The organism is Legionella genomosp. 1 (assembly GCF_900640215.1).
Taxonomy (GTDB): domain Bacteria; phylum Pseudomonadota; class Gammaproteobacteria; order Legionellales; family Legionellaceae; genus Legionella_C; species Legionella_C quinlivanii_A.
In genome coordinates this window covers 94585-114312 of record NZ_CAAAJH010000005.1, presented here as the reverse complement: position 1 = coordinate 114312, position 19728 = coordinate 94585, and the positions used below count along the sequence as shown (strand labels likewise).

Genomic DNA, 19728 nt, shown 5'->3' with positions numbered 1-19728 from the left:
GATGCATTTGTTTATCATTATGATGCAGATTATTGGGTTTTCCCGCATATCCAGCCCAAGCTGGCAATGACTATGCACGTGGCGTGACCGAGTAGTAGCTACGAGCTATTTGTTACAACTTTCTACATAAAAGTATGCCTTGCCCAATTGGTACCACTAAAGAATCAACTCTTTTATCTTCCAGTGCACGATCAATCATTGGTTGAAGATCCGATTGATGAGAAATCACATTATCTGCCATTAAGATGCCACCAGACACCATATTGGGAATAACGATATCATAACAGTCGGCGTAAAGTTCTTTTTCTGTATCAAGAAAGCACAAAGATAGATCCTTATAATTTGGCAAATAATCAAATACATTACCTTGCACTAGTTCGACATATTGCTCCACCTGGGCTGAAGCGAATGTTTCCTTTGCCAATGTGATTTTTTGTTGATCTAATTCAAACGTTGTTATTTTAGTTTCTAAATGTTTGCATGCTAACGCTAACCATAAGGTTGAATATCCAGCGCTTGTACCTATCTCTATCCATTGCCCCTTAGACGAACTCGTTGCTGCAAGTAAACTAATGAATCGCCCAGTTTCAGGAGGGATTTGGCGTAATTTATCAAAATGCTTGATATCGATTTGACCAGACATTTCTTCACGATTTCTATTTTCCAAATCGTTCATTCGTTCTACGATTGCAGCTGATATATTGTGAAACATTTAAACCCTCGCTTCGATTTATTAATATACGCTTTTAGCGACAGATACTTACCATGTTTAAAGTGAGCATCCATGATCGCGTTGCCCGTCGTTACCCACCAAAACAGATTTTACAGGATGTAGTCGAACTTCTGAAAGCCAGACGTATTGAGATCCCGCTACAATCGCTTTGCCCTGAGCATCACCGAGATAATCAGTCATTATGATAAACACCTGGTTCATTTAATTGAGGATCAATTATCCAATGGTCACTCCTCTATAAGTCTGATAAGTAGGTTAACCAGGCGTTTATAATGTACAAAGAACTAACTCTATCGCTTGTGCTCATTAAATAGAATGGTGCAAAATATACGCCCATATTATTTAAATAGAGTCAATAATGTTAAATCAGTTTCATAAGTTTATTAATTCACTTGCAGTGGCAGAGGTTAATCCTAATGTTATCCTATTTAAAACTAATTTTATTAAATTATTAAGCTTAGTTTCTCAACACGGACATCAAGCAAACGCAGCTGAAAAAGTGCCTTTATTGGCTGAAATTTTTACCACCCAAAGACAAATTTCTATGGTTTTTAATGAGCACGTTGTAAAAAGCTATATACAGAGTCTTGCTGGTAATCGAGCTGATAATCCCAAGGTTCATGAATTATTAGCCACTCTCATGGTAGGTTATGAAAATGTAAACCCCCCATATTTAGTGGCAGCCTAAATTAGAGTTCATTGCCTTATTTTTTGCCAGGTACTCCCATGGCGTTAAATCATTTAGTGAATCATGGGGTCTTTCGTCGTTGTACTCCTTTATCCAGTTTTCTGTTAAATCTCTTACTTCGTGTAAATTTTTGAACGCATCCATATCGAGTATTTCTGTGCGATAAGTTCTATTGAATCGCTCAATAAATGAATTTTGTGTTGGCTTGCCTGGCTTAATAAATTCCAACTGAACTTTATTTTTTTCTGCCCAATCAGCTAGAGTATTTGAAATAAATTCAGGACCATTATCCATGCGTAGTTTGGCAGGAAGACCACGCCAAGCAACAACACGTTCCAATACGCGAATTACTCGCTGTGCGGGTAGACTCAAATCTATCTCGATCGCTAACACCTCACGGTTGAAATCATCCACTATGTTAAATGTTCTGAAGCGTCGACCACACATCAATGCATCGCACATAAAGTCCATTGACCAACACTGGTTCATGGACGATGGCACACTCAGCGGTTCAGGAGAGCGATGGGGTAAGCGCTTTTTTCCCTTGCGACGCATATTGAGTTTAAGCTCACAATACACACGGTAAACTCGTTTATGATTCCATCCGTGCCCTTGACGCCGTAAGATCTTAAGCAATTTACTGAAGCCATACGCTGGGTAACGTTCGGATGACTCCTGCAAGGCCACAATCACCCGTTCATCAGACCGACTATTCGGCTTATAGCGATAAACCGAGTCACTGATACCAACAACCTTGCAAGCGCGGCGTAAACTCACAGCATGAGCATTGACTGCATAATCAACCAACTCCCGACGCATAGTTGGCTTCACAGCTTTTTTTCGACAATATCCTTCAGGATTTTGTGATCAAGACTCAGCTCTGCGTACATCTGCTTTAGACGACGGTTCTCCTCTTCAAGATCTTTCAGACGCTTTATGTCTGATGATTCCATGCCTCCGTATTTTGCTTTCCAGTTGTAATAGGTGGCGTCAGAAATGCCATATTCACGACAAACTTCTTTAACTAGTCTCCCTGCTTCAACCTCTTTTAGAATTTTGACAATCTGAGCTTCTGTATAACGTGATTTTTTCATCTTCGTTCTCCTTACAAGTAGTTTAACTGGGAGAACTCTAATCAGGAATACAACTATTTTAGGGGAGGGTTACAAAAACATACAAAAACCAGCTATGTTTAAACTTTATATGACACGTTTACATGATTGTGTAACAGCTATAGAGGCTAATGTTGGCAATAAAGAGGCCTTAAGTGAAAAGGAAGTTTTGGATTTTTTTGAAGCCCCTTTAAGGTCAACTCCTGCTGCTCCAACTACACCGAAAGCAAATGGTTTTTTTAAACCCGCTGGTAGTGAGCAAATGAGTGTGACTGAATTAAAACATTATGCAGGACCTGCTTCAGATAATGGCAATATCTTCAATGAAAGCCACGTTGATTCCTATCATCCTCGTATTGCTAATACGGTCCGTTCTTATCGAGATAGCTGTGCTGCACAAGTAAAGGCTGGAAAATTAGTTTCTCATTTAATCATAATGATTACAAACACTCAGGGCCTTATAAATGATATTAAATTAATTGATATTAGGAATGAAAGTGATAAAACGACCCAGGTAGCGATTACGTTGCATTATAGTGTTTATAACGCCATAAAAAACAATGAATCAGCTCTGTTACTGACATTAAAAAACAAGTTGTCAAAGATTACGCTAAATTAATAGAAAGTGATAAATCATTAGAGCTCTCCACTGATAAACTACTTTCTACAATGGATGAAATAAGTGGTAAATTTAGCCATTTATTTGCTCACCAGTCACAATCAACATTTAATCCTTAAATTGAGTTATATTGCTATGCATTATAACAGCAAGCGTCTTCATTCATTTTTAGGATATGTTTCTCCCAATCAGTATGAAAAACAAGCTAAATTGTTGTTACAAAAAATAGCTTAACTGGGTTGTAACGTTTTACTTGACCACGTCACATATATAAACAATCAATCAGTTTGACTAATTAAAAATCCTAGTCTGATTATACAATTAATCAGACTTAGTGAGTCGGTCGGGGGGCAAACATATCCTCTTCTCTAAGAAATTAGCTTAATACCATTATAACCTCTGCTTTAAAGTCTTAATTTGATCTTAAAAGTACACATATGAACCAATCACACATCTTGCTGGGCTTCAATTATGAAAATACAAAAAAATTAAACTTACCTGAAAATGAATATTATCCAAGCCATAGTATTTCAATACAATCATGTTCAAATGTAAGAAGCTGACAGCATTTTTTAAATGCACGCCCTAAGCGCTTCAGATTTTATAAAAAAGTTCTGTAATCGACTTTAAATTTTTCAGCTATCCGTTTTGCCAGCTCTTTCCCTATAGCACGCCTACCATTTTCCATGGCGGATAAATTTGTTTGAGAAATATTTAAAATTTTAGCCATTTCAATTTGGCTTAAATCCTCTCTATGACGCAAACCCTTTAATAGAAGGCCCGGTTCACCATGCTCGTTAATAAGATCACCAAAAACATCCTCAATAGATAAGGAGGCTTTGTCCTCTTTAATCCTATATTTTTCAATAACCCCTACTGGCAATGCATAATGTGCTCCATGCCAAGTAACCATAGCAATATTTTCAGTATGGGGCTTTTTCATGTGTTCCGACATAATACACCTCAATAAGTTTTATTTGTTTATCAATAACTTCCCAACAACAAACATAGGTTGGCTTTCCTTTCATTAAATGACAATGACGTTTATCTCCAATCATGCCTTTTAATTTTCCATAATTTTTCCAGCCACCACTTGTGCCTGGTCCATTTCGTTCAATATCACGAAGCAAAAGTAATAGAGTAGTTTTAACCGATTTTGGTAGCTTTTCTACTTGCTTAGCTGCTTTGTTTGTTATTTTTATTTTCCAGTTCATGAATATAATATATATCATAATTTGATATATATCAATTATTGATTATCACTTACTGAGTGGAGTAGCTTTTTATCTTACCTTGACCAATCTGCTCACATTTCACCCGTCTTGTGCGGAAAATGTGTATTCTGGGTTTGAAATGTAATGAGAGGTACAAACTATTCGACTAATGTTTAAAAGTTCGTTATTTTAACTGATTGACTATATTAGAGATCAATATGATTAATTTAAAAAGCTATCTGCAAAAAATAAAAGCTGAGCAGAAAATACTGATCAATCTAAGTGAGGAAGAAAAATCAGAATACCTGCAAAAGCTATATGTAGCTCATGTGCTGACCTTTCCTTATTCAAACTTTAAACTAAGGGAAATTGCCGTTCTGCATCCCGTGCAAAGGCCCCCTCTTTCTTTTTTTAGCTATGAAGGATTACTGTCTGGCAATCAGGGAGGCTATTGTTATCAAAATGCCGCCTTGCTTGCTGACGCCTTAAAACAGCTTGGCTTTGAGGTTGCCTATTGCGCAGCCCACATTCTTATAGGTGCTCAAGTCAATGATAAAAATGTAATGGCGCAACCCCCAACGCATGTAACTCTAAAAGTGACTGTAGGTAGCAAAGAATTTCTTTTAGATCCGGGTCTAGGCTCCTCCGCTCCCCGCTTTCCAATACTGATTACTGGTTCTGATGAAGTCATACAACAACAGAAAGAGCGCTTCCGCTTTCGTTTAGAAGGAGGGGTTTATGTACTCGAAACTGAAAGCAGAGGAAAATGGTTTACTTTGTTACAAACTAATTTAACACCCCTCAGTCAAAAAGAAGTTGAATTTAACCTGAGTAAGCTTGGAACGTACCCTCTTCAGCTTTCTATCCGTGATGATAAGACAGTAGTGGGTATTCTTACTCCAACGGGCCGCAAAACTTTATTTTGGAACACCCGATTTACCCATCTTAAATATACAAATGAAACGGAAGAAAAGATTGTCAGTTTTGAAGAGGCGTCTCAACTTTTGAAAAGCGAGTTCGGAATTAAGAATGTATCAGCAAGAACTCTTGAAAGCTATTGCAAGGCCACTGTGCTTCCTCTTCCACAGAAGCCCTGGAGCATTGACTTTCCAATAGATGAGAAAGACTTGCTAAAAAATCTGATTTGTACTCCATAGATATAAAGGTTCAGAATAGTGCTCTGCAGCCACGATAGCAAATGCATTCGATCTCACATTATCGACCCCTAATGCCAACAGGGGTAGTTCAACTCGATCATAAAGGCCCTTCGCAAAACCGGCAAACTGTCAAATCATGTTTGGACTACTACAGACCAAGTCGCTTGGTAAATATCCGACAGTTTCTCGGTAATGACACTACTAAGATTACAAGAATATATCTTAAAGTTTTTAATAGTATTTAAGAACTCAATTGCATCACTGGACCCCTCAATTTATCAGTTCCATTTTCAGGGTACTGTTCAATAAATCCACCGTTTTTTTAAACTCTTCAATTTTTAAGTCTCAAGTTGATTTTGCTAGCTTCGATGAGTTTAAATAACTGTTTCAATTAATTATTGTTTAATTTATACTGCTTTAACCTTTTATTGAACTGATCTCAAATGCAAATTGGCTATGCTCGAATTTCAACCAGCAGTCAAAATTTAGATCTGCAAATTGATGCCCTGCAAAAAGCGGGCTGTGAAAAAATATTTCAAGACCAGATTAGTGGCTCTCTAATAAACCGCCCTGCTCTCGAACTTCTTTTAAAAGAAATTCGTAAAGGAGACGTCCTGATTATTTGGAAGCTCGACAGATTAGGCCGATCATTTAAGGATTTAATTGATTTAGTGAACACCCTTCTTGAAAGAGGTGTCGGAATAAAAAGCCTGAATGATCCAATAGACACTACCACGCCTCAAGGTCGTTTGATATTCAATATATTTGGCTCTTTAGCTGAATTTGAAAGAGAGCTTATCAAAGAAAGAACGATAGCAGGTCTTGAAGCAGCTAGAGCCAGAGGCAAAAAAGGTGGACGACCAAAGGGATTATCCAAAAAAGCGTTAGCTACAGCGCATTCAGCTGAGCTTTTATATAAAGAGGGAAGACTCAGTGTCTCGGAAATTTGTGAACAACTAGCAATAACCCGGGCAACTTTTTATAAATACCTACGCCTTCGTAATGTCATGATTTCTTCTGAGAATCTAAGAAAACGATGCCACTCCTCTCTTGTATTTAGTACAGTTAATTCAATAGGATAGTTCATTGGAAATTGCCCCTTATGTCATAAACAGTCATAATCGCTATCCAAATCAGCGGGATGGTAACACGCATTTGCATCATAATCTGGAGTTGTGCTAATGAGCATGCAGTATATTCGCAGATATTATAAAGTACCTGCAAAAAGAGGCCAAAAAGTTATTGCTAACGGCCAATTAGGTGTGATTACTGGATCAAGAGGTGCCTATTTAAGAATACGCTTGGAAAAAGAGAAAAAATCATCTGTATATCATCCTATTTGGAAAATGCAATATTGTTCTTGATAATAGGTCCTATAGTGATAGCCCTAATAACATCGACAGAGCCGTAGCCTCGCCTTAATGATCACAATTTCAAGTTTCAATAAAATTTATCAATCAGCGCCATAGATGATTTGCTTTGGAGAGAACCAATGCCGGACCACTGTACCAGTCAAATTTTAGGTAAACACAAGTTATTTTCTATGCCTCAGGTACAAATAGAACAATGGTTATTTGATAAATTAATAGCTTTCGGATTTACTCGGTCAATATTAAACCAATGGCATCCTCCATATAATTCGCCTAGACGTATGCTTGAAAGGCATGTTGACGTTTTGATTTTTTTACGTGAGCAGGGAGTATCCACTCAACAATCTATTGTTGAAATAAATTCCTTGAATACCTATGAAGCATGGGGGCTGCGGCTCTTGTATTCAAGTGGCTTAAGAGGCGAAAATATACGGGAATTGAAAAATCATTTTCGCACATTATATCCAGAAGCTGATTTTTATGAACAGATAGTTAATGCTCTTCAAGATTTGATAGAACTCGAGAAACTCACTGTATCTGATGCTATCGAAGAGATAAAAAAAATGGATGTTGAGCAGATGATTTCTTGTTTTTCGATAGATTAGGCTTAGCGCTCTGGAACTTGCGCCCTGACGCAAAAATCTAAAAAATCATATCGGAAAATCCCCAATAACATCATTGTACTTATCTTGTGCATCAGCCAAGCTTAATTTTGAATATATTTCAAGAGAGTCTCTTTTAGCGTGACCTGAGTAAGGTTGAATAAAGGCATCATCTATATTTTGCGATTAGCTGAAAACTAAGTCGGATCATGCCAGGTAATTTGAGACACTTTATATGTCCGATATTACACCTGCTATCAATTGGCGCGTTTTCGACCTAACAGCGAGCTTGATAAAGTCTTAAATTTTTTTAAATCCCAACTTGATAAGCAGCCTATACTCGCTCAACCTGAAGATCTTGGTTTTATTGCAAGTTAATTTTTGGGCATCGGCATTCTTTAAAAGTGAGAAATAGCTCCGGATCCTGTTGTATAAGCAGTTTTTGTAAGTGATTCTATTACTCGGATTCATTCATTTTGAGTAATTGTTTAAATTGGCTCCTATTATTGTAGCATCACTGGAGTTGTTCTATAGTGAGTGTTGGATAAGGCGTCGAGTTAGAATTCATAGACATTTCAGTTCGTATTTGCCCTGTTTCTGTAATTTAACCCATATTTGGGAACGATTGGTATTTACTCATGTGCTTTGGCATTTACATTTATTTGTCTTATCAGGAAGTATCTGCCATTTCTTTGCGGTATTTTTATGTGGTGCTTGTTTGATATACGTTCTATTGGATTTGTTACTACTATATCCCAAAGAGATATAGTAGTAACAGATTTTCAATTTAAAGAGCAGTTATACTCTGAGCTTGAGGACCTTTAGCGCCTTGTGTTACGACAAATTGTACTCGTTGACCTTCTGTAAGGGTTTTAAAACCAGAGCTTACAATCTCTTTAAAATGAGCAAACACATCCGGTCCAGACTCTTGCTCAATAAAGCCAAATCCTTTTGCTTCGTTAAACCATTTGACAATCCCATTTACTGCTTTAGACATGTGTATATCCTTTAAATTTTTATATAAATACCTTTAATAGGTGAAATAGCCGGAAACCGGTCAGAAATTAAAAACTACAGTACGAGGGATTAAATGAATAAAACGACGATTTGGAGAGTGTAAAAAGACATTTTCTAGCTGTGGTGATAGTACTACTATTCCTGATAATAAGCTAATTTATATTTTTCATGACAATTTAATGGGTGCGATTAAATAGATACAAATAAATAGTGGTATTATTGTGAGCAATGTCTCTTCTTTAAAATTCGGATCATAGCGAGTTCTAGGTACTCCTGCTTCGTAAAACATTCGGCTGGCCAATGACTGTAATCATAATCTGATAATTTTAAACCTCAGTGATATTTGTATCCATATACAGCAAGTTCTCTTGAATTGTGTAGTTCTATTAATGGCTGAGTTAATGGACACACCTGATTTCCAATACATTCTTGTAATACAGAATTTAATTGAGACGCATACCTCTCTGCACATTGATTATCCAGTGTCCACAAACCATTACTTTCAGCATGATAAATTTCTTCAATTAAAAAAGGACTCAGTTTTAAAGAGTGATTGAAATTATATTCCGAGAATAAAGTCAGGGCTTGGCCGGTCAAAACAAAAATTTTAGTTATTTCATTTTCATCCACAGACGTCAGGTAAGCCAATAAATCACTCTGAGAGTCAAACAGCTCGAAAACTTTGCTTAAACAAAAGCGATTAATTGAATAAAGGTTACCATATATGATTGCCTCGCTCTTAATCGATTGTTAGGGTAAACGGTTTACCTAATAACGAAATAGTTACCTCTAGGGCTGGGTTATCACGTTCTTTCTTACAGATATATATCGACAAGTCGGCACTAATTTTCAAGCGCCTTGAAAAAGGCGGCGCAAAAAAATCAAATAATTTAAAAAACTGATTATATTTTCCAGGGCACGTTGAATTATTAAGATTGATGCTTATTCTAAGTAACCCCGCTCGGATTGCTCTGTTTCTAACCAGAGCGATGTCATCAACAAGGGCGGGCAGAAACAAATAACACTACCATCTCCGTTTGCTATGTCGCCAGGGTGTGTTTAATGACCATCAGAAAAATGTCTTTTACCTTTATCCAAATTATATTAAACCGAGTTAAATACCCCCCCCGTTAATTTAACCTTTGGAAATATATAGTACTATGTACTATAATACATGGTATTATAATTTGGCATGCATTCATGAAGCACTTAAAAATATAAAAATTTAGTAATGAAGCAAATAAAGTTGGATTAAAGGATGAAGTTCTTATCAAAACTTTAGATGGTTTTTTTAAGTTAAGCAGAGATGAGCAATTAAAATATTCATTAGGAGCTGGGCTCTATAAATTAAGAATTGCAACCAATGAAGGGCGAGGTAAAAGCGGAGGCTCAAGAAGTATATTAGCTTTTAAGAAGGATAATGGCATTTACTGGTTACATTTATTCTCTAAGAATGATAAAGGAAATGTGACAACTTCCGAGCTTAAAAAATTGAAGCAATTGGCTGATATCATGCTTGGACTTGATAATGAACAAATAAATAAGTTAATTACTTTAGGGGAACTGTTTGAGGTAAATAAAAATGTCTAATATACAAGATACAATTAATGATCTTGCACAAGGTCTTTACAAAGCTGAAATTATTGATAAAAAAACATTAAGAAATCTTACCGATCAAGATTTACCTGTTTTACATGAATTTACCGGTGAAGAAATACAACAGTTACGGAAAAAACAAAAATTAAGCCAATCTGTATTTGCTAAATATCTTAATGTTAGCCCTGCAATGATTCGTAGCTTAGAGCAAGGGAAGCGGCCTGCCCATGGCGCAATACTTAAATTACTCAATATTGTAGAAAGACATGGTATTGGTGGTTTGCTTTAAGAGTTTTTGACTTTTACGGCTAAGGGGATTATTAACAAATGATAAAGCGTATCTTCATAGTAGGGCATATGGGGGCTGGTAAGTTTATATTTACTGAAGCTTTGGCTAATAAATTAGGATGGCAACTCGTTGATGCAAATCCAAGTATTGAACGTTATATAGGACGACTTACAAAAGATATTTTGGGAGAGCAAGGGGAAGCAGCATTTAATCGGTGTCAAGCAGACATCATTTCCCATTGTGCCGGAAAAGAAAATGTAGTCGTTTTATTGGAGGAGTGTATTGTTTCAAGCGAGCAATGCCGAAAATTATTGTCCACAGAATTTGTTGTTTATTTGAAAGTATCCATACCAACTCAACTTGGCCGTATGAAAAATGGCCGGACTCCATCGCTTCCAGTCGATGATATGAAAAGCTTTTTAGAAAAACAACATCACGAACGAGATGCATTTTACGAGGAAATCGCTGACTTGGTTGTTGAATCGGTTGGTTATTCTGATCAAATTTCAGAAATTAATACAATTATTGAAGAAGATGTGAACAAAGTTATGAAAGCCATTGGAAAGTAGGGAGAAATAAAGCTCTCTTTCTATGGAATAGGGCGGAAATCTGGATTAAGTCCGATTAATCGCTCCCTTCACATGAGCTGAGCAATAATAAGACAGCTGGCGGAAAGTGAATTGATTTAAAATGAACTACTACAATTTATGTCAACAGTGTTGACAGTTTTGGGTATGGCGAAGGTTTTTCATAAAATTTCTTCATTCTCCGGCTGAAAACCTTAACTGAAGGATTCTTCGAGGCCTTAAATGCGCTAATTCTTCAACAATACTCTGCCCAACTGCCCGTTACAGTTTTTACTGATGTAGCACCAATCAGTAAATTCAGATTTTGCTCCAAAGTACTTACGCGTGCCTAACCAATTAGTCGGCCAATATTTTCTGTCATATCATAAATGTTCTATTTTAATAGGTTTCTGATTCTATGTTAATTAAATGGGTTTTCAATACATTGAGAAGCTTATTTATAAAGCTCGACATTATTAGAGATTCATATCTCAAAAAACGACCGTTTAATGAGGCATGAGCAATTTGGGAGCCACATTAATATGACATTTTAGATTTTGCTTCAGGGCGCCGAGTTCTGGAGTGCTAAACCAATCCAGAGATCTTAAAGACAGCTATAAATCAGAATTGTTGTTGTAAAAGTTCCGCTTCAGAAGGTGAGATGCTTAAACCAGGCAAAATACATACTTTGCTCTCTGGCTCAGATTTTGGAAGTTTAAATAGCCCATTACCATGATAAATATCTACTCCTTGCTGCTTCGCCTTGCGCTCCTCCTCACTTATTTCGGTTATCAAATTTAGCGTTTCAAAAGCAAGGGAATTATTTTGTAGCTGGTTTTTGGTAACTTTGTGCTTGGCAATCAGGGGTCTTAATTTTTTAACATCATAATCCAAGGCCGCTTCATACTCAAATTTGCATTAATCGCCTTATAATCTGCATAACTGGTAGCCAACCGCTTTAAATCAACCGTTCTTACCAAGATATCTTGCTGTTCAGGCAAGCAGCATTTAAACATATAGGCCAAAACTCGAGTAGTCTGAATAAACCCAGTAAGCGCAGGATCTTTACTTTTAAAATAATCAAAGATAACGAATTAAGAAACCCTTAAGCTGTTTTTGTTAAAATCAATCCTTTTGAACGTTCATAGATGCTGGATTTTTGAAATGATTGTACTGTATGTTCCCTTTACACGCGAAAAGGCTGGTGATCTTGTCGCAGGTACGGATGAATGGTTAAGGAATCATCTACCCATTAGTGCAGAATCAATCGGAGTTCTTTTCTATAAGGAGCCGCTTAAACTGGCGCTTCTTTCTGAACCACTTCAGGTGTATATCTGCGCTCATGGCTATTCGAATTCCAGTCTGGAGCTGGGAAACCATAAAAATTACAGTCAGGCTTTGCGTATTAGTGCGGAGAAAGTTGCTCAGCGCTTTAATTATGATTTTTTACTGATTCATCATCGAATTTGTTCAATTCATGTCTATTGCTGTGGAGAAAGCAGCAAAAATTCGGTTATCGCCTCAGAGTTGAACGAGAATTTACAATTATTTGAATGCCCTATTGTTTCATATGGCGGAACACTGACTGTTCCGGATAAGGATGGAAGACAATGGAGCCTGTATGGGAATTCGAGAGTGCCTGTTTCTTTAACCGCTCGGGAAATGAAATCAAAATCTCTGGCAGCAACAATGAACTTGGATCGACACTTGATAACCCAAAGTTCCTCTCTTTGGTGGAGAGATTCTCAGGAATCTCGGCAAATGTCTTTTTTTACGCGCCAGAAAGCAGATCGAAAACGAAAATTTGAAGATTTATATCATTCAGAGTCTCAGCTTGCACAGCCTCGCGTTGATTGATTAATCGAGTCAACCCACCCTGATGAAGGAAAAGAATTATCCTGCCTAGCGAAGAAACTGCTCGCGGCTGAACTTCACTCGTTCTTCTACTGGCTCTTTACAGGCAGCAGCTCTGGCCTCAATGGCCCGATAGCGTTGCAATCCGCCCTCGCGATTGGCGATTTGAATATTTAATCCCGGCCTGGCGTTCAGCTCGAGCATTAACGGACCGTGATCCTTGTCGAGGACAATATCAACTCCCAGGTAACCCAAACCGGTAAGTTCATAGCAACTGGCCGCGATCTCCAGAATTTTTTGCCAGTAAGGCACTTCAATACCGACAATTGGCATCATGGTATCTGGGTGAAAATCGATAGCATCATTATGAAACACTCCTCCCAGAGTTTTTCCAGTACCGAGATTGATCCCGGCACCTATTGCCCCCTGATGCAGATTGGCCTTTCCACCCGATTGACGCGTTGGCAAACGTACCATAGCCATTGCAGGATATCCCAATAGCGTAATAATCCGGATATCGGGAATCCCCTCATAACTGACTTCTTTAAAGATGGGATCAACCACTACGCGATGCTCAACAATGGCATAATCCGCGTGCCCTCCCAGGCTATAAGCTCCGGAAAGCAGGCAGGACAAATGGTAATCCATTTCCTGATTAGTCAATAACTTGCCATTAATCTGACGATAGCGTCCAAAAACACGATCAGTGATCACAAGAATGCCATCGCCGCCGGCGCCATGAGCCGGTTTAATTACAAAGTCTTTATAGGGTTCGAGAATGGAATCCAGCTGCCTTATCTGATGTTCTGTTTCTATAATTTCATAAAGCTGCGGCACCGCAATTCCTGCGGCTACCGCGAGACGCTTGGTTTTTAGTTTGTCATCAACCAGAGGATAGCGTTTTCTTTCATTGTATTTGAGAACAAAATCGCTGTTTCGTTGATTAATACTTAAAACATGTCCCTGTTTGAGCCGCCGGTAAATACCAAACATTAATGTTCCCCAGCCAAAGCCTTGAAGCGGAACAACTCAAACAGCCGGTAACCACGATATTGACCAAAAAGTAAAATCAAAGCCAGCAGCACCAGCAATAATTCTGGAAAAGCAAATACAAGATACTGGAGTGGAGGATAATTCATAGCGCCGAAAGCAATTACTGCCGCCACAAGACTGCCAACGCCGGCTCTTATTGCTTCGGAGGCGCCGCGCTCATCCCAGGTGATACACATCCGCTCAATAGTCATTGTGAGAATAACCATTGGGAATAAGGCAACCGACAAGCCAGACTCCAAACCAAGATTCTGGCTCATAACGCTGACAAAGATCATCAGGAGAATCACAACCGTTAGAATCGCCGCGAGACGCGGCACCAATAACAGTTTGAGTTGATCAAGATAAAAGCGAGCCAATAACCCAAAGGAGACAATGAACACGAAGAGTACAATTCCCCATATGACATGGGTTTCACGAAATGCCAGAGCAATTAGAACAGGCATAAACGTACCGAAAGTTTTCAACCCGATAAAATTGCGCAGAAGTAAAATAATAAATGCACCAATTGGTACAGTGAGTAAAATCTTATAAGTCTCCTGGACATTAACCGGCAACTGCAGCAGGGAAAAGCGCAGCAATTGCGAGTCGGTTTGTAAACCGCGGGTTTTAGCAATCGATAAGGCATTGATAGGCGTCGGCGACACGGTCAGATTAAAACTGGCTTTTTTGCCGCCGTTGACTTCAAACAGAGGTTCAGATCCATACTGCCAGACCAGAAAAGTCTTCGGCAAACCTGTACCGCCAGTGCGGGGGTTAATGTAAAACCATTCCTTGTCGTTGTATACGGCCATGAACAATTTAAACTCGGCATGGCTTTGCTGATTGAGGTAAATCCCCTTAACCGGCATTGCATATATTTTTGCCTGATTGAGGATTAAAATAGCCGCTTTGATCACATTCTCTTCGTTAAACTCAGGGCCCACCAATAATTTTGCATTTCCATCTTTTTTATTCAGTTCTTTTATTGTTTCCTGAGCAAAAGTCTGGATATCGGCAGATGTTGGGCGAACAATATTTGAAATCGTATCAACAGCAGATTTTTGATTTTCATCCAGCGCCTGCGCTTTGACCATTGGCGGCTTGGGCAAAACAGATTCATTGTTATCCGTCTCACGAAAAATGGCACGATAATACAAGGACTGCGCACCATGCCCGCGGCGAAGCGACCAGACAGTCTGACGGTTATAGCCCTTCAGATTGGTCGTTACCCCATAGTTATGAGAAACGAAGTACTCATCCAGAATGGCATAATAAGGCGGCAGATAGGGAATTATGAAGCTGGCTTTTACTGGTGTATTTTTGTCGGCGGTGAAACGTAAATTTGACTCGACCATCCAGCTATTGACCGTTTCGGTATCCGTCAGCGGAACATCCAGAATAAAATGCCGGTACAGAAAAAGACCCGTACCCAATAAAAACAAACAGAGAATTAAACCATAAACATGACGTTGATTAGACTTCATTCTTGTCCTACTTACCCATTTTTATTCTAAATGCGGAGGAAGGGTCTACCAGACCTGAAAACGCATTGATGGCATCTCTACCTAGTAGAAGCGGATAAATAAACCGTTTGCGATTAGTCAGATTGACCGGGATCTGCTGCTCAACATTTCCCATCCGAATACGCATTAAGACCACCGGTCTCCTGATGGGCTCGAGTTTGCCTGCAAGATGCTCTCCGGCTCTGACCTTGATTCTAACTTTACCCAGATATTCAGCGATAAAATCAACATTGCCTTGCTTACTGGGTACAGTGAATTGCAGATATTGCTTACCATCCTTGACGATCGGCTGAATATTAATGGCGCTTAGAGAGGCTGATTTTGCTCCCGTATCCAGCTTGGCGGAAACCGTCAGATTTTTATCAACCAGCAGCGCTTTTTCAACATAGCCATACACGATTTTTTTTTCAGCTGCCATGAGGGAACCCGACATTAAGGTAAACATCAAAACACTCAAAAACCACGATCTCATTAATTTCCTTGCTGTGAATAAGGGGCCTGCCATTGATGAGGAACAAGCCATTAAAGCCTGCTTAAATAGTAGCATCTTTGACTCGGCTCGCCCAGCCTTTAATAAAAAAACCGGGCCGCTCGCTCTTGGAAAAGAATTAGCCAATATTAACCAGGTGAAAGGATACCAGTCCGCCAACCAGCGCGGTAATCAGATAGAATACCAGCGTTTTCAGACGCTGACGGCCGCGAAGTAAAATGCATAAGGCAGTAAGCACAATCACTGCCGGATAAGTTAACTGAAGAATAGGGGAAAGAAAAGCGGCAATCCCCTTAAAATCCAGTAGTGAAATGGCAAATGCCGTTAAGCTGGTCAAACATAGAAAAAACGGAAATTTATCCTCTTGCTTAAACAGTGAGCAAAGGTAGCGCGCAAACAAATTGTTCAGAGCCACTGCAGTAGTCAGGCATGAAAAAAACATGGTGATTGCCATAAATAAAGTGGCTTTATCACCCATTGCATAGGAGGCTATTGCCGGCAGCATCAACTCCGGGGAAACATCGCCAATCAGACTGGAGTAATGAGCACCCAAATAGACTAACCCTAAGTAAATGATTGCCAGAAGACCGGCCCCAATGATACTGGGTTTAATGGCGAAACCGATGATTTCTCTGGATGAGGCATTAGGAAATTGCTGTTGAATCTGCTGAAAAATTAAAGCAGAAAAGAAGAAAGAAGCGAACAAATCCATCGTCTGATAGCCGGTTACAAAACCGTTATTAAAAGCAGCAAGCGCAGCCGTATTACCTCCCGCCTGAGGAGATTTCCACATTGCCACACCAATCAGAACCACAAGCGTCAATAATAAAAGCGGACTCATCCATTTGCCAAGCAGTTTGACCATAATGCGATCATTTAAACAGAAAAAGAAAGTTATCAGGCAAAATACCAGACTAAAGGGCATCAGAGAGATTTTGGGGAACAGGTAATTAACACTGCCATAAGCCACTGTAATGCAGCGAGGAACTACACCAAAAGATCCTAATAAAGCCAGCATAATTAAAGGAAGCAATATGCCTGCTGTCTTCCCAGCCTCAGAGAAAAACCGCTGATAGCTGCCCTGATAAAGCTTAATCACAAACAAGCCCATCAGCGGCAAAAAAATGCCGGTCAGCAAAAGACCGGCAAATCCCATTAACCAGTTACTTTCGCCCGCATATCCGATTTGCAGGGGGAAAACCAGATTTCCCGAGCCAAAAAACATTACAAAGATGGCAAATCCGTAGATAAAAATTGATTTGTAATTCTGCATTGAGTTCTCCTTCATGCGGGTTTGAGCGAGATAAGTTCAGCTGTGGTTATCCGTTAACAGGCCACAGAGGCCACATGGAGGACTCGAAAGTCGAATTGTGAAAACAGAACATCAGAACTTGTCATCAGGAAAGAAAACTTCTTGTCAAAATACCGTTTTATCATACAAAAGCCAGAAAAAAATGTTTAATAATGTTACAGACTTTCTCCTTTATACACAGTTTTGCAAGTTTTGGCAAGCATTATCCACTTGCGGCGGTCTATGGAGGCTGATTTCCTGGCTATGAAATATATCCGCAAGAATTCAGGGATCTTACTGAATATGCGCAGGCTACACCTGACTTTGTCATTTCCGCGAAGGCGGAAACCCATTTTTCAAACATGACACTGTGCCAAACCATCAATAGATTTCCGCCTTCGCGGAAATGACAACATAGGCTATAGCGTGTAGGTTGGCCCTTGGCACAACATTGAGTTTCGGAGTGCTTCAATCCCTTTGTTGGGCCAAGGGCCAACCTACAATAATTACTTAACTGGATGGCAGTGGCCCCTACGCCCTGCGGGCTTAAGCAAACAGTCCTAAAAGCTGTCGGATCACCTGATTAAGAAAGAGAATATAGGCGGTAAACCCCAGATAGGCGAGCAAGATAAGCAATCCGTCTTTTTCTATCAGACCCAGGCCAAAACAAATGATCAGGGCCGCGAAAACAAAATTGCTAAGAGGAATCGGCAGCAGTAATAATAAACTTAGAAGAAGAAGGCAAAGTCCGTGGATGTGCTCTGCAATGCCTGAGAAGCAAAATAATAACCGCGGTTTTAGCAGCCGTTCGATATACAATAAATAAGGCCTCGTCCTGCTAAGCACCTTTTCCAGGGTATCAATATCAACAGTCTGGCGAGCCAGGCGCGCAGGCAACCATAGGCTTTTTCTGCCAATAATTAAATGCAGAGCGATAAAGACAATTGGCAAACCAAACACAAAAGAAAAGCCTGGAATAATTGAGATAGGCAGGCCACTGGGCAAAGCAAACAGAATAGTGATTAAGCCAAATGCGCGTTCTCCCATTGACTGAATCAATTCCCCATAACTAATCGATTTCTCTTTTTTATGAGCTGAAACAATTTTTCTCAATAATTGAGAAACCGATTCTTTTTTTCTGGCTTTTTTAATTGCCGGTTTTTTCTGACCCTTTACCAAACCTGACTCCATTAAGCGCGCTGTGCCTGTAACTGTAACTAAAATAGATCACCAGTCCAATAGCCATCCAGATTACAAAACGCAGTAATGACAGGGTGGGAAGATTAATTATTAAATATAAACAGGATATCACCCCTAAAATAGGAACGACTGGCATAAAGGGCGTTCTGAATGGTCTTGGCAAATCCGGATGAGTATAGCGCATCACAATGACCCCGATACAAACGGTAATGAATGCAAACAAAGTTCCAATATTCACCAGTTCCGCCAGCTCATTAATTGGCAGAAGAGCGGCAATGAGCGACATTAAAACACCGCAGATAATAATGATTCTAAGCGGGGCTTTGGTTTTTGGCGAAGTCCTGGCAAAAAATCGCGGTAATAAACCGTCTCTGGACATCGCCAGAATAATTCTTGTTAAACCATAGAATAGAACCAGCATTACAGTGGTTAGCCCGGCAACAGCACCTATACCGATAAACCCGGCAGCAGCCCGATAGCCAAGCAGCAGCATCGCATGCGTTACGGGGGAAGAAACATTCAGGTCAGGATAGGGAACAATACCCGTCAGCAGTCCTGAAACAATAATGTAAAATAAGGTACAAAGTATTAATGAACCCAGAATACCAACCGGCAAGTCGCGTTGAGGATTCATTGCTTCCTCAGCCGCGGTAGAAACCGCGTCAAATCCAATGTAGGCGAAAAATATCAGAGCGCCGCCCTGAACCACTCCTTCCCAGCCGAAAGGTAGAAAGGGAGTCCAGTTGGCAGGATTGACATTGGAACTGGCGATAATGATAAAGAGACAAAGAACGATCAATTTCACAAAAACCATCAGATTATTGACCCGGGTGCTTGATTTGATCCCTATACTCAGCAGCAGCATTAAAAATAAAATAATCGACATGGACAGAACGTTAAATACACCGCCGCTCTGCGGAGCATGCAGCAGATCCGCAGGAACCATAATGTGCATCGCCTTCAGCAAATCATTAAAATACCCGCTCCAGCCCACGGAAACAGCAGGAACAGAAATCGCATACTCCAGAATGAGATCCCAGCCGACAATCCAGGCCATTAATTCACCAAAGCCGGTATAGGCATAACCATAAGCACTGCCGCAGCCTCCGACTGCCGCTGCCAGCTCTGCATAGGAATACGCTGAAAAAGCACAGGCCAAGCCAGCAAGAATATAAGAGAAAACGATACCCGGTCCCGCGTGCGTTGCGGCAACAATACCAGTCAGAACAAAAATTCCGGCGCCAATAATCGCGCCCACACCTAGAAACACTAAATCCAGTGCTGACAGGCATCTGGCCAGACGAGAGGATTCATCTTCCAATTCGGAATTAACCGCTTTTTTACGAAACAAGTCCATGTTAGTATGCTCTTAATA

23 protein-coding genes and 2 pseudogenes are annotated in these 19728 nt (G+C 39.7%); 12 read left to right on the top strand and 13 right to left on the bottom strand.

What is annotated here, in order from left to right; translation table 11 throughout:
* Window positions 1–112: 112 nt before the first annotated feature.
* Complete coding sequence (locus tag E1O89_RS06885; RefSeq protein WP_133139520.1) at window positions 113–712, bottom strand: O-methyltransferase; 600 nt, start codon at window positions 710–712, stop codon at window positions 113–115.
* 53 nt (window positions 713–765) lie between these two features.
* Here E1O89_RS06885 and E1O89_RS15425 point away from each other — a divergent pair, with 53 nt between their 5' ends.
* Window positions 766–918 (top strand): hypothetical protein, encoded by a 153-nt coding sequence (locus tag E1O89_RS15425; protein WP_165483091.1) that lies wholly within the window; start codon window positions 766–768, stop codon window positions 916–918.
* Window positions 919–1091: 173 nt separating this feature from the next.
* Window positions 1092–1421: a hypothetical protein gene (locus E1O89_RS06880; RefSeq protein ID WP_133139519.1), complete on the top strand. Its 330-nt coding sequence runs from the start codon at window positions 1092–1094 to the stop codon at window positions 1419–1421.
* Here E1O89_RS06880 and E1O89_RS06875 read toward each other — a convergent pair.
* Window positions 1407–2515 (bottom strand): IS3 family transposase gene (locus E1O89_RS06875; protein ID WP_410054761.1). Its coding sequence is split into 2 segments (ribosomal slippage): window positions 1407–2263 and window positions 2263–2515, totalling 1110 coding nucleotides; the frame shifts between segments, so codons are not numbered across the junction. The genes E1O89_RS06880 and E1O89_RS06875 overlap by 15 nt on opposite strands.
* A gap of 94 nt (window positions 2516–2609) precedes the next feature.
* Between E1O89_RS06875 and E1O89_RS06870 the strand changes: the two genes are divergently transcribed.
* Both E1O89_RS06870 and E1O89_RS06865 read left to right on the top strand, forming a co-directional pair.
* A complete protein-coding gene (locus tag E1O89_RS06870; RefSeq protein WP_133139518.1) occupies window positions 2610–3152 on the top strand; it encodes a hypothetical protein in 543 nt (180 codons plus the stop codon).
* Window positions 3153–3272: 120 nt separating this feature from the next.
* Window positions 3273–3386: pseudogene (locus E1O89_RS06865) on the top strand (IS3 family transposase); the annotation flags it as partial.
* 367 nt (window positions 3387–3753) lie between these two features.
* On the opposite strand, the gene E1O89_RS06860 reads toward E1O89_RS06865, so the two are convergent.
* Window positions 3754–4107 (bottom strand): helix-turn-helix domain-containing protein, encoded by a 354-nt coding sequence (locus E1O89_RS06860; protein WP_133139516.1) that lies wholly within the window; start codon window positions 4105–4107, stop codon window positions 3754–3756.
* On the bottom strand, window positions 4076–4366 hold the full coding sequence (locus E1O89_RS06855; protein ID WP_133139515.1) for a type II toxin-antitoxin system RelE family toxin: 291 nt from the start codon (window positions 4364–4366) through the stop codon (window positions 4076–4078). Before E1O89_RS06855 ends, E1O89_RS06860 begins: the two co-directional genes overlap by 32 nt.
* 218 nt (window positions 4367–4584) lie before the next feature.
* Here E1O89_RS06855 and E1O89_RS06850 point away from each other — a divergent pair, with 218 nt between their 5' ends.
* The 4 genes from E1O89_RS06850 (at window position 4585) to E1O89_RS06835 (ending at window position 7498) form a co-directional block, all read left to right on the top strand.
* Window positions 4585–5523, top strand: a complete 939-nt coding sequence (locus E1O89_RS06850) for an arylamine N-acetyltransferase family protein (protein WP_262337448.1) — start codon at window positions 4585–4587, stop codon at window positions 5521–5523.
* Between the two features lie 443 nt (window positions 5524–5966).
* On the top strand, window positions 5967–6605 hold the full coding sequence (locus tag E1O89_RS06845) for a recombinase family protein (protein ID WP_133139514.1): 639 nt from the start codon (window positions 5967–5969) through the stop codon (window positions 6603–6605).
* 99 nt (window positions 6606–6704) lie between these two features.
* Window positions 6705–6887 (top strand): hypothetical protein, encoded by a 183-nt coding sequence (locus tag E1O89_RS06840; RefSeq protein WP_133139513.1) that lies wholly within the window; start codon window positions 6705–6707, stop codon window positions 6885–6887.
* A gap of 128 nt (window positions 6888–7015) precedes the next feature.
* The gene (locus E1O89_RS06835) at window positions 7016–7498 is read left to right on the top strand and encodes a hypothetical protein (protein WP_133139512.1); all 483 of its coding nucleotides are present in this window, start codon (window positions 7016–7018) and stop codon (window positions 7496–7498) included.
* A 784-nt stretch (window positions 7499–8282) separates the two neighbouring features.
* On the opposite strand, the gene E1O89_RS06820 is transcribed toward E1O89_RS06835, so the two are convergent.
* A complete protein-coding gene (locus tag E1O89_RS06820) occupies window positions 8283–8492 on the bottom strand; it encodes a cold-shock protein (protein WP_133136135.1) in 210 nt (69 codons plus the stop codon).
* A gap of 353 nt (window positions 8493–8845) precedes the next feature.
* Window positions 8846–9142, bottom strand: a complete 297-nt coding sequence (locus E1O89_RS06815; RefSeq protein WP_133139510.1) for a hypothetical protein — start codon at window positions 9140–9142, stop codon at window positions 8846–8848.
* A 606-nt stretch (window positions 9143–9748) separates the two neighbouring features.
* Here E1O89_RS06815 and E1O89_RS15780 point away from each other — a divergent pair.
* The 3 genes and pseudogenes from E1O89_RS15780 to E1O89_RS06800 all read left to right on the top strand — a co-directional run.
* Window positions 9749–10102, top strand: a pseudogene (locus E1O89_RS15780) (type II toxin-antitoxin system RelE/ParE family toxin); the annotation flags it as partial.
* Window positions 10095–10397: a helix-turn-helix domain-containing protein gene (locus E1O89_RS06805; protein ID WP_133139509.1), complete on the top strand. Its 303-nt coding sequence runs from the start codon at window positions 10095–10097 to the stop codon at window positions 10395–10397. The pseudogene E1O89_RS15780 and the gene E1O89_RS06805, both read left to right, overlap by 8 nt.
* Before the next feature lie 38 nt (window positions 10398–10435).
* Entirely contained in the window at window positions 10436–10966 is a 531-nt protein-coding gene (locus E1O89_RS06800) for a shikimate kinase (protein WP_133139508.1), read from the top strand.
* 618 nt (window positions 10967–11584) lie between these two features.
* Here E1O89_RS06800 and E1O89_RS06795 read toward each other — a convergent pair.
* Window positions 11585–11857 carry a hypothetical protein gene (locus E1O89_RS06795; RefSeq protein WP_133139507.1) on the bottom strand — a complete coding sequence of 91 codons (273 nt, stop codon included), beginning with the start codon at window positions 11855–11857 and terminating at the stop codon, window positions 11585–11587.
* Window positions 11858–12127: 270 nt separating this feature from the next.
* Here E1O89_RS06795 and E1O89_RS06790 point away from each other — a divergent pair, with 270 nt between their 5' ends.
* Entirely contained in the window at window positions 12128–12820 is a 693-nt protein-coding gene (locus E1O89_RS06790; RefSeq protein WP_133139506.1) for a hypothetical protein, read from the top strand.
* A 45-nt stretch (window positions 12821–12865) separates the two neighbouring features.
* Here the strand turns inward: E1O89_RS06790 and E1O89_RS06785 are convergent, their stop codons facing one another.
* The 6 genes from E1O89_RS06785 to E1O89_RS06760 all read right to left on the bottom strand — a co-directional run bounded on the left by E1O89_RS06785 (window position 12866) and on the right by E1O89_RS06760 (window position 19710).
* Window positions 12866–13810 carry an alpha-L-glutamate ligase-like protein gene (locus E1O89_RS06785; protein WP_112218853.1) on the bottom strand — a complete coding sequence of 315 codons (945 nt, stop codon included), beginning with the start codon at window positions 13808–13810 and terminating at the stop codon, window positions 12866–12868.
* The gene (locus E1O89_RS06780; protein ID WP_133139505.1) at window positions 13810–15333 is read right to left on the bottom strand and encodes an inactive transglutaminase family protein; all 1524 of its coding nucleotides are present in this window, start codon (window positions 15331–15333) and stop codon (window positions 13810–13812) included. Before E1O89_RS06780 ends, E1O89_RS06785 begins: the two co-directional genes overlap by 1 nt.
* Window positions 15334–15340: 7 nt before the next feature.
* On the bottom strand, window positions 15341–15844 hold the full coding sequence (locus E1O89_RS06775) for an ATP-dependent zinc protease (RefSeq protein WP_133139504.1): 504 nt from the start codon (window positions 15842–15844) through the stop codon (window positions 15341–15343).
* A 136-nt stretch (window positions 15845–15980) separates the two neighbouring features.
* The gene (locus tag E1O89_RS06770; RefSeq protein ID WP_165483090.1) at window positions 15981–17135 is read right to left on the bottom strand and encodes a branched-chain amino acid transport system II carrier protein; all 1155 of its coding nucleotides are present in this window, start codon (window positions 17133–17135) and stop codon (window positions 15981–15983) included.
* 564 nt (window positions 17136–17699) lie between these two features.
* The gene (locus E1O89_RS06765; RefSeq protein ID WP_262337445.1) at window positions 17700–18332 is read right to left on the bottom strand and encodes an exopolysaccharide biosynthesis protein; all 633 of its coding nucleotides are present in this window, start codon (window positions 18330–18332) and stop codon (window positions 17700–17702) included.
* A complete protein-coding gene (locus tag E1O89_RS06760) occupies window positions 18301–19710 on the bottom strand; it encodes an amino acid permease (protein ID WP_133139502.1) in 1410 nt (469 codons plus the stop codon). Before E1O89_RS06760 ends, E1O89_RS06765 begins: the two co-directional genes overlap by 32 nt.
* Window positions 19711–19728: the final 18 nt, after the last annotated feature.

Coding starts and splice junctions, on each gene's coding strand:
- E1O89_RS06885 (WP_133139520.1), bottom strand. CDS start 712: ATGTTTCACAATATATCAGCTGCAATCGTAGAACGAATGAACGATTTG.
- E1O89_RS15425 (WP_165483091.1), top strand. CDS start 766: ATGTTTAAAGTGAGCATCCATGATCGCGTTGCCCGTCGTTACCCACCA.
- E1O89_RS06880 (WP_133139519.1), top strand. CDS start 1,092: ATGTTAAATCAGTTTCATAAGTTTATTAATTCACTTGCAGTGGCAGAG.
- E1O89_RS06870 (WP_133139518.1), top strand. CDS start 2,610: ATGTTTAAACTTTATATGACACGTTTACATGATTGTGTAACAGCTATA.
- E1O89_RS06860 (WP_133139516.1), bottom strand. CDS start 4,107: ATGTCGGAACACATGAAAAAGCCCCATACTGAAAATATTGCTATGGTT.
- E1O89_RS06855 (WP_133139515.1), bottom strand. CDS start 4,366: ATGAACTGGAAAATAAAAATAACAAACAAAGCAGCTAAGCAAGTAGAA.
- E1O89_RS06850 (WP_262337448.1), top strand. CDS start 4,585: ATGATTAATTTAAAAAGCTATCTGCAAAAAATAAAAGCTGAGCAGAAA.
- E1O89_RS06845 (WP_133139514.1), top strand. CDS start 5,967: ATGCAAATTGGCTATGCTCGAATTTCAACCAGCAGTCAAAATTTAGAT.
- E1O89_RS06840 (WP_133139513.1), top strand. CDS start 6,705: ATGAGCATGCAGTATATTCGCAGATATTATAAAGTACCTGCAAAAAGA.
- E1O89_RS06835 (WP_133139512.1), top strand. CDS start 7,016: ATGCCGGACCACTGTACCAGTCAAATTTTAGGTAAACACAAGTTATTT.
- E1O89_RS06820 (WP_133136135.1), bottom strand. CDS start 8,492: ATGTCTAAAGCAGTAAATGGGATTGTCAAATGGTTTAACGAAGCAAAA.
- E1O89_RS06805 (WP_133139509.1), top strand. CDS start 10,095: ATGTCTAATATACAAGATACAATTAATGATCTTGCACAAGGTCTTTAC.
- E1O89_RS06800 (WP_133139508.1), top strand. CDS start 10,436: ATGATAAAGCGTATCTTCATAGTAGGGCATATGGGGGCTGGTAAGTTT.
- E1O89_RS06790 (WP_133139506.1), top strand. CDS start 12,128: ATGATTGTACTGTATGTTCCCTTTACACGCGAAAAGGCTGGTGATCTT.
- E1O89_RS06785 (WP_112218853.1), bottom strand. CDS start 13,810: ATGTTTGGTATTTACCGGCGGCTCAAACAGGGACATGTTTTAAGTATT.
- E1O89_RS06780 (WP_133139505.1), bottom strand. CDS start 15,333: ATGAAGTCTAATCAACGTCATGTTTATGGTTTAATTCTCTGTTTGTTT.
- E1O89_RS06775 (WP_133139504.1), bottom strand. CDS start 15,844: ATGAGATCGTGGTTTTTGAGTGTTTTGATGTTTACCTTAATGTCGGGT.
- E1O89_RS06770 (WP_165483090.1), bottom strand. CDS start 17,135: ATGCAGAATTACAAATCAATTTTTATCTACGGATTTGCCATCTTTGTA.
- E1O89_RS06760 (WP_133139502.1), bottom strand. CDS start 19,710: ATGGACTTGTTTCGTAAAAAAGCGGTTAATTCCGAATTGGAAGATGAA.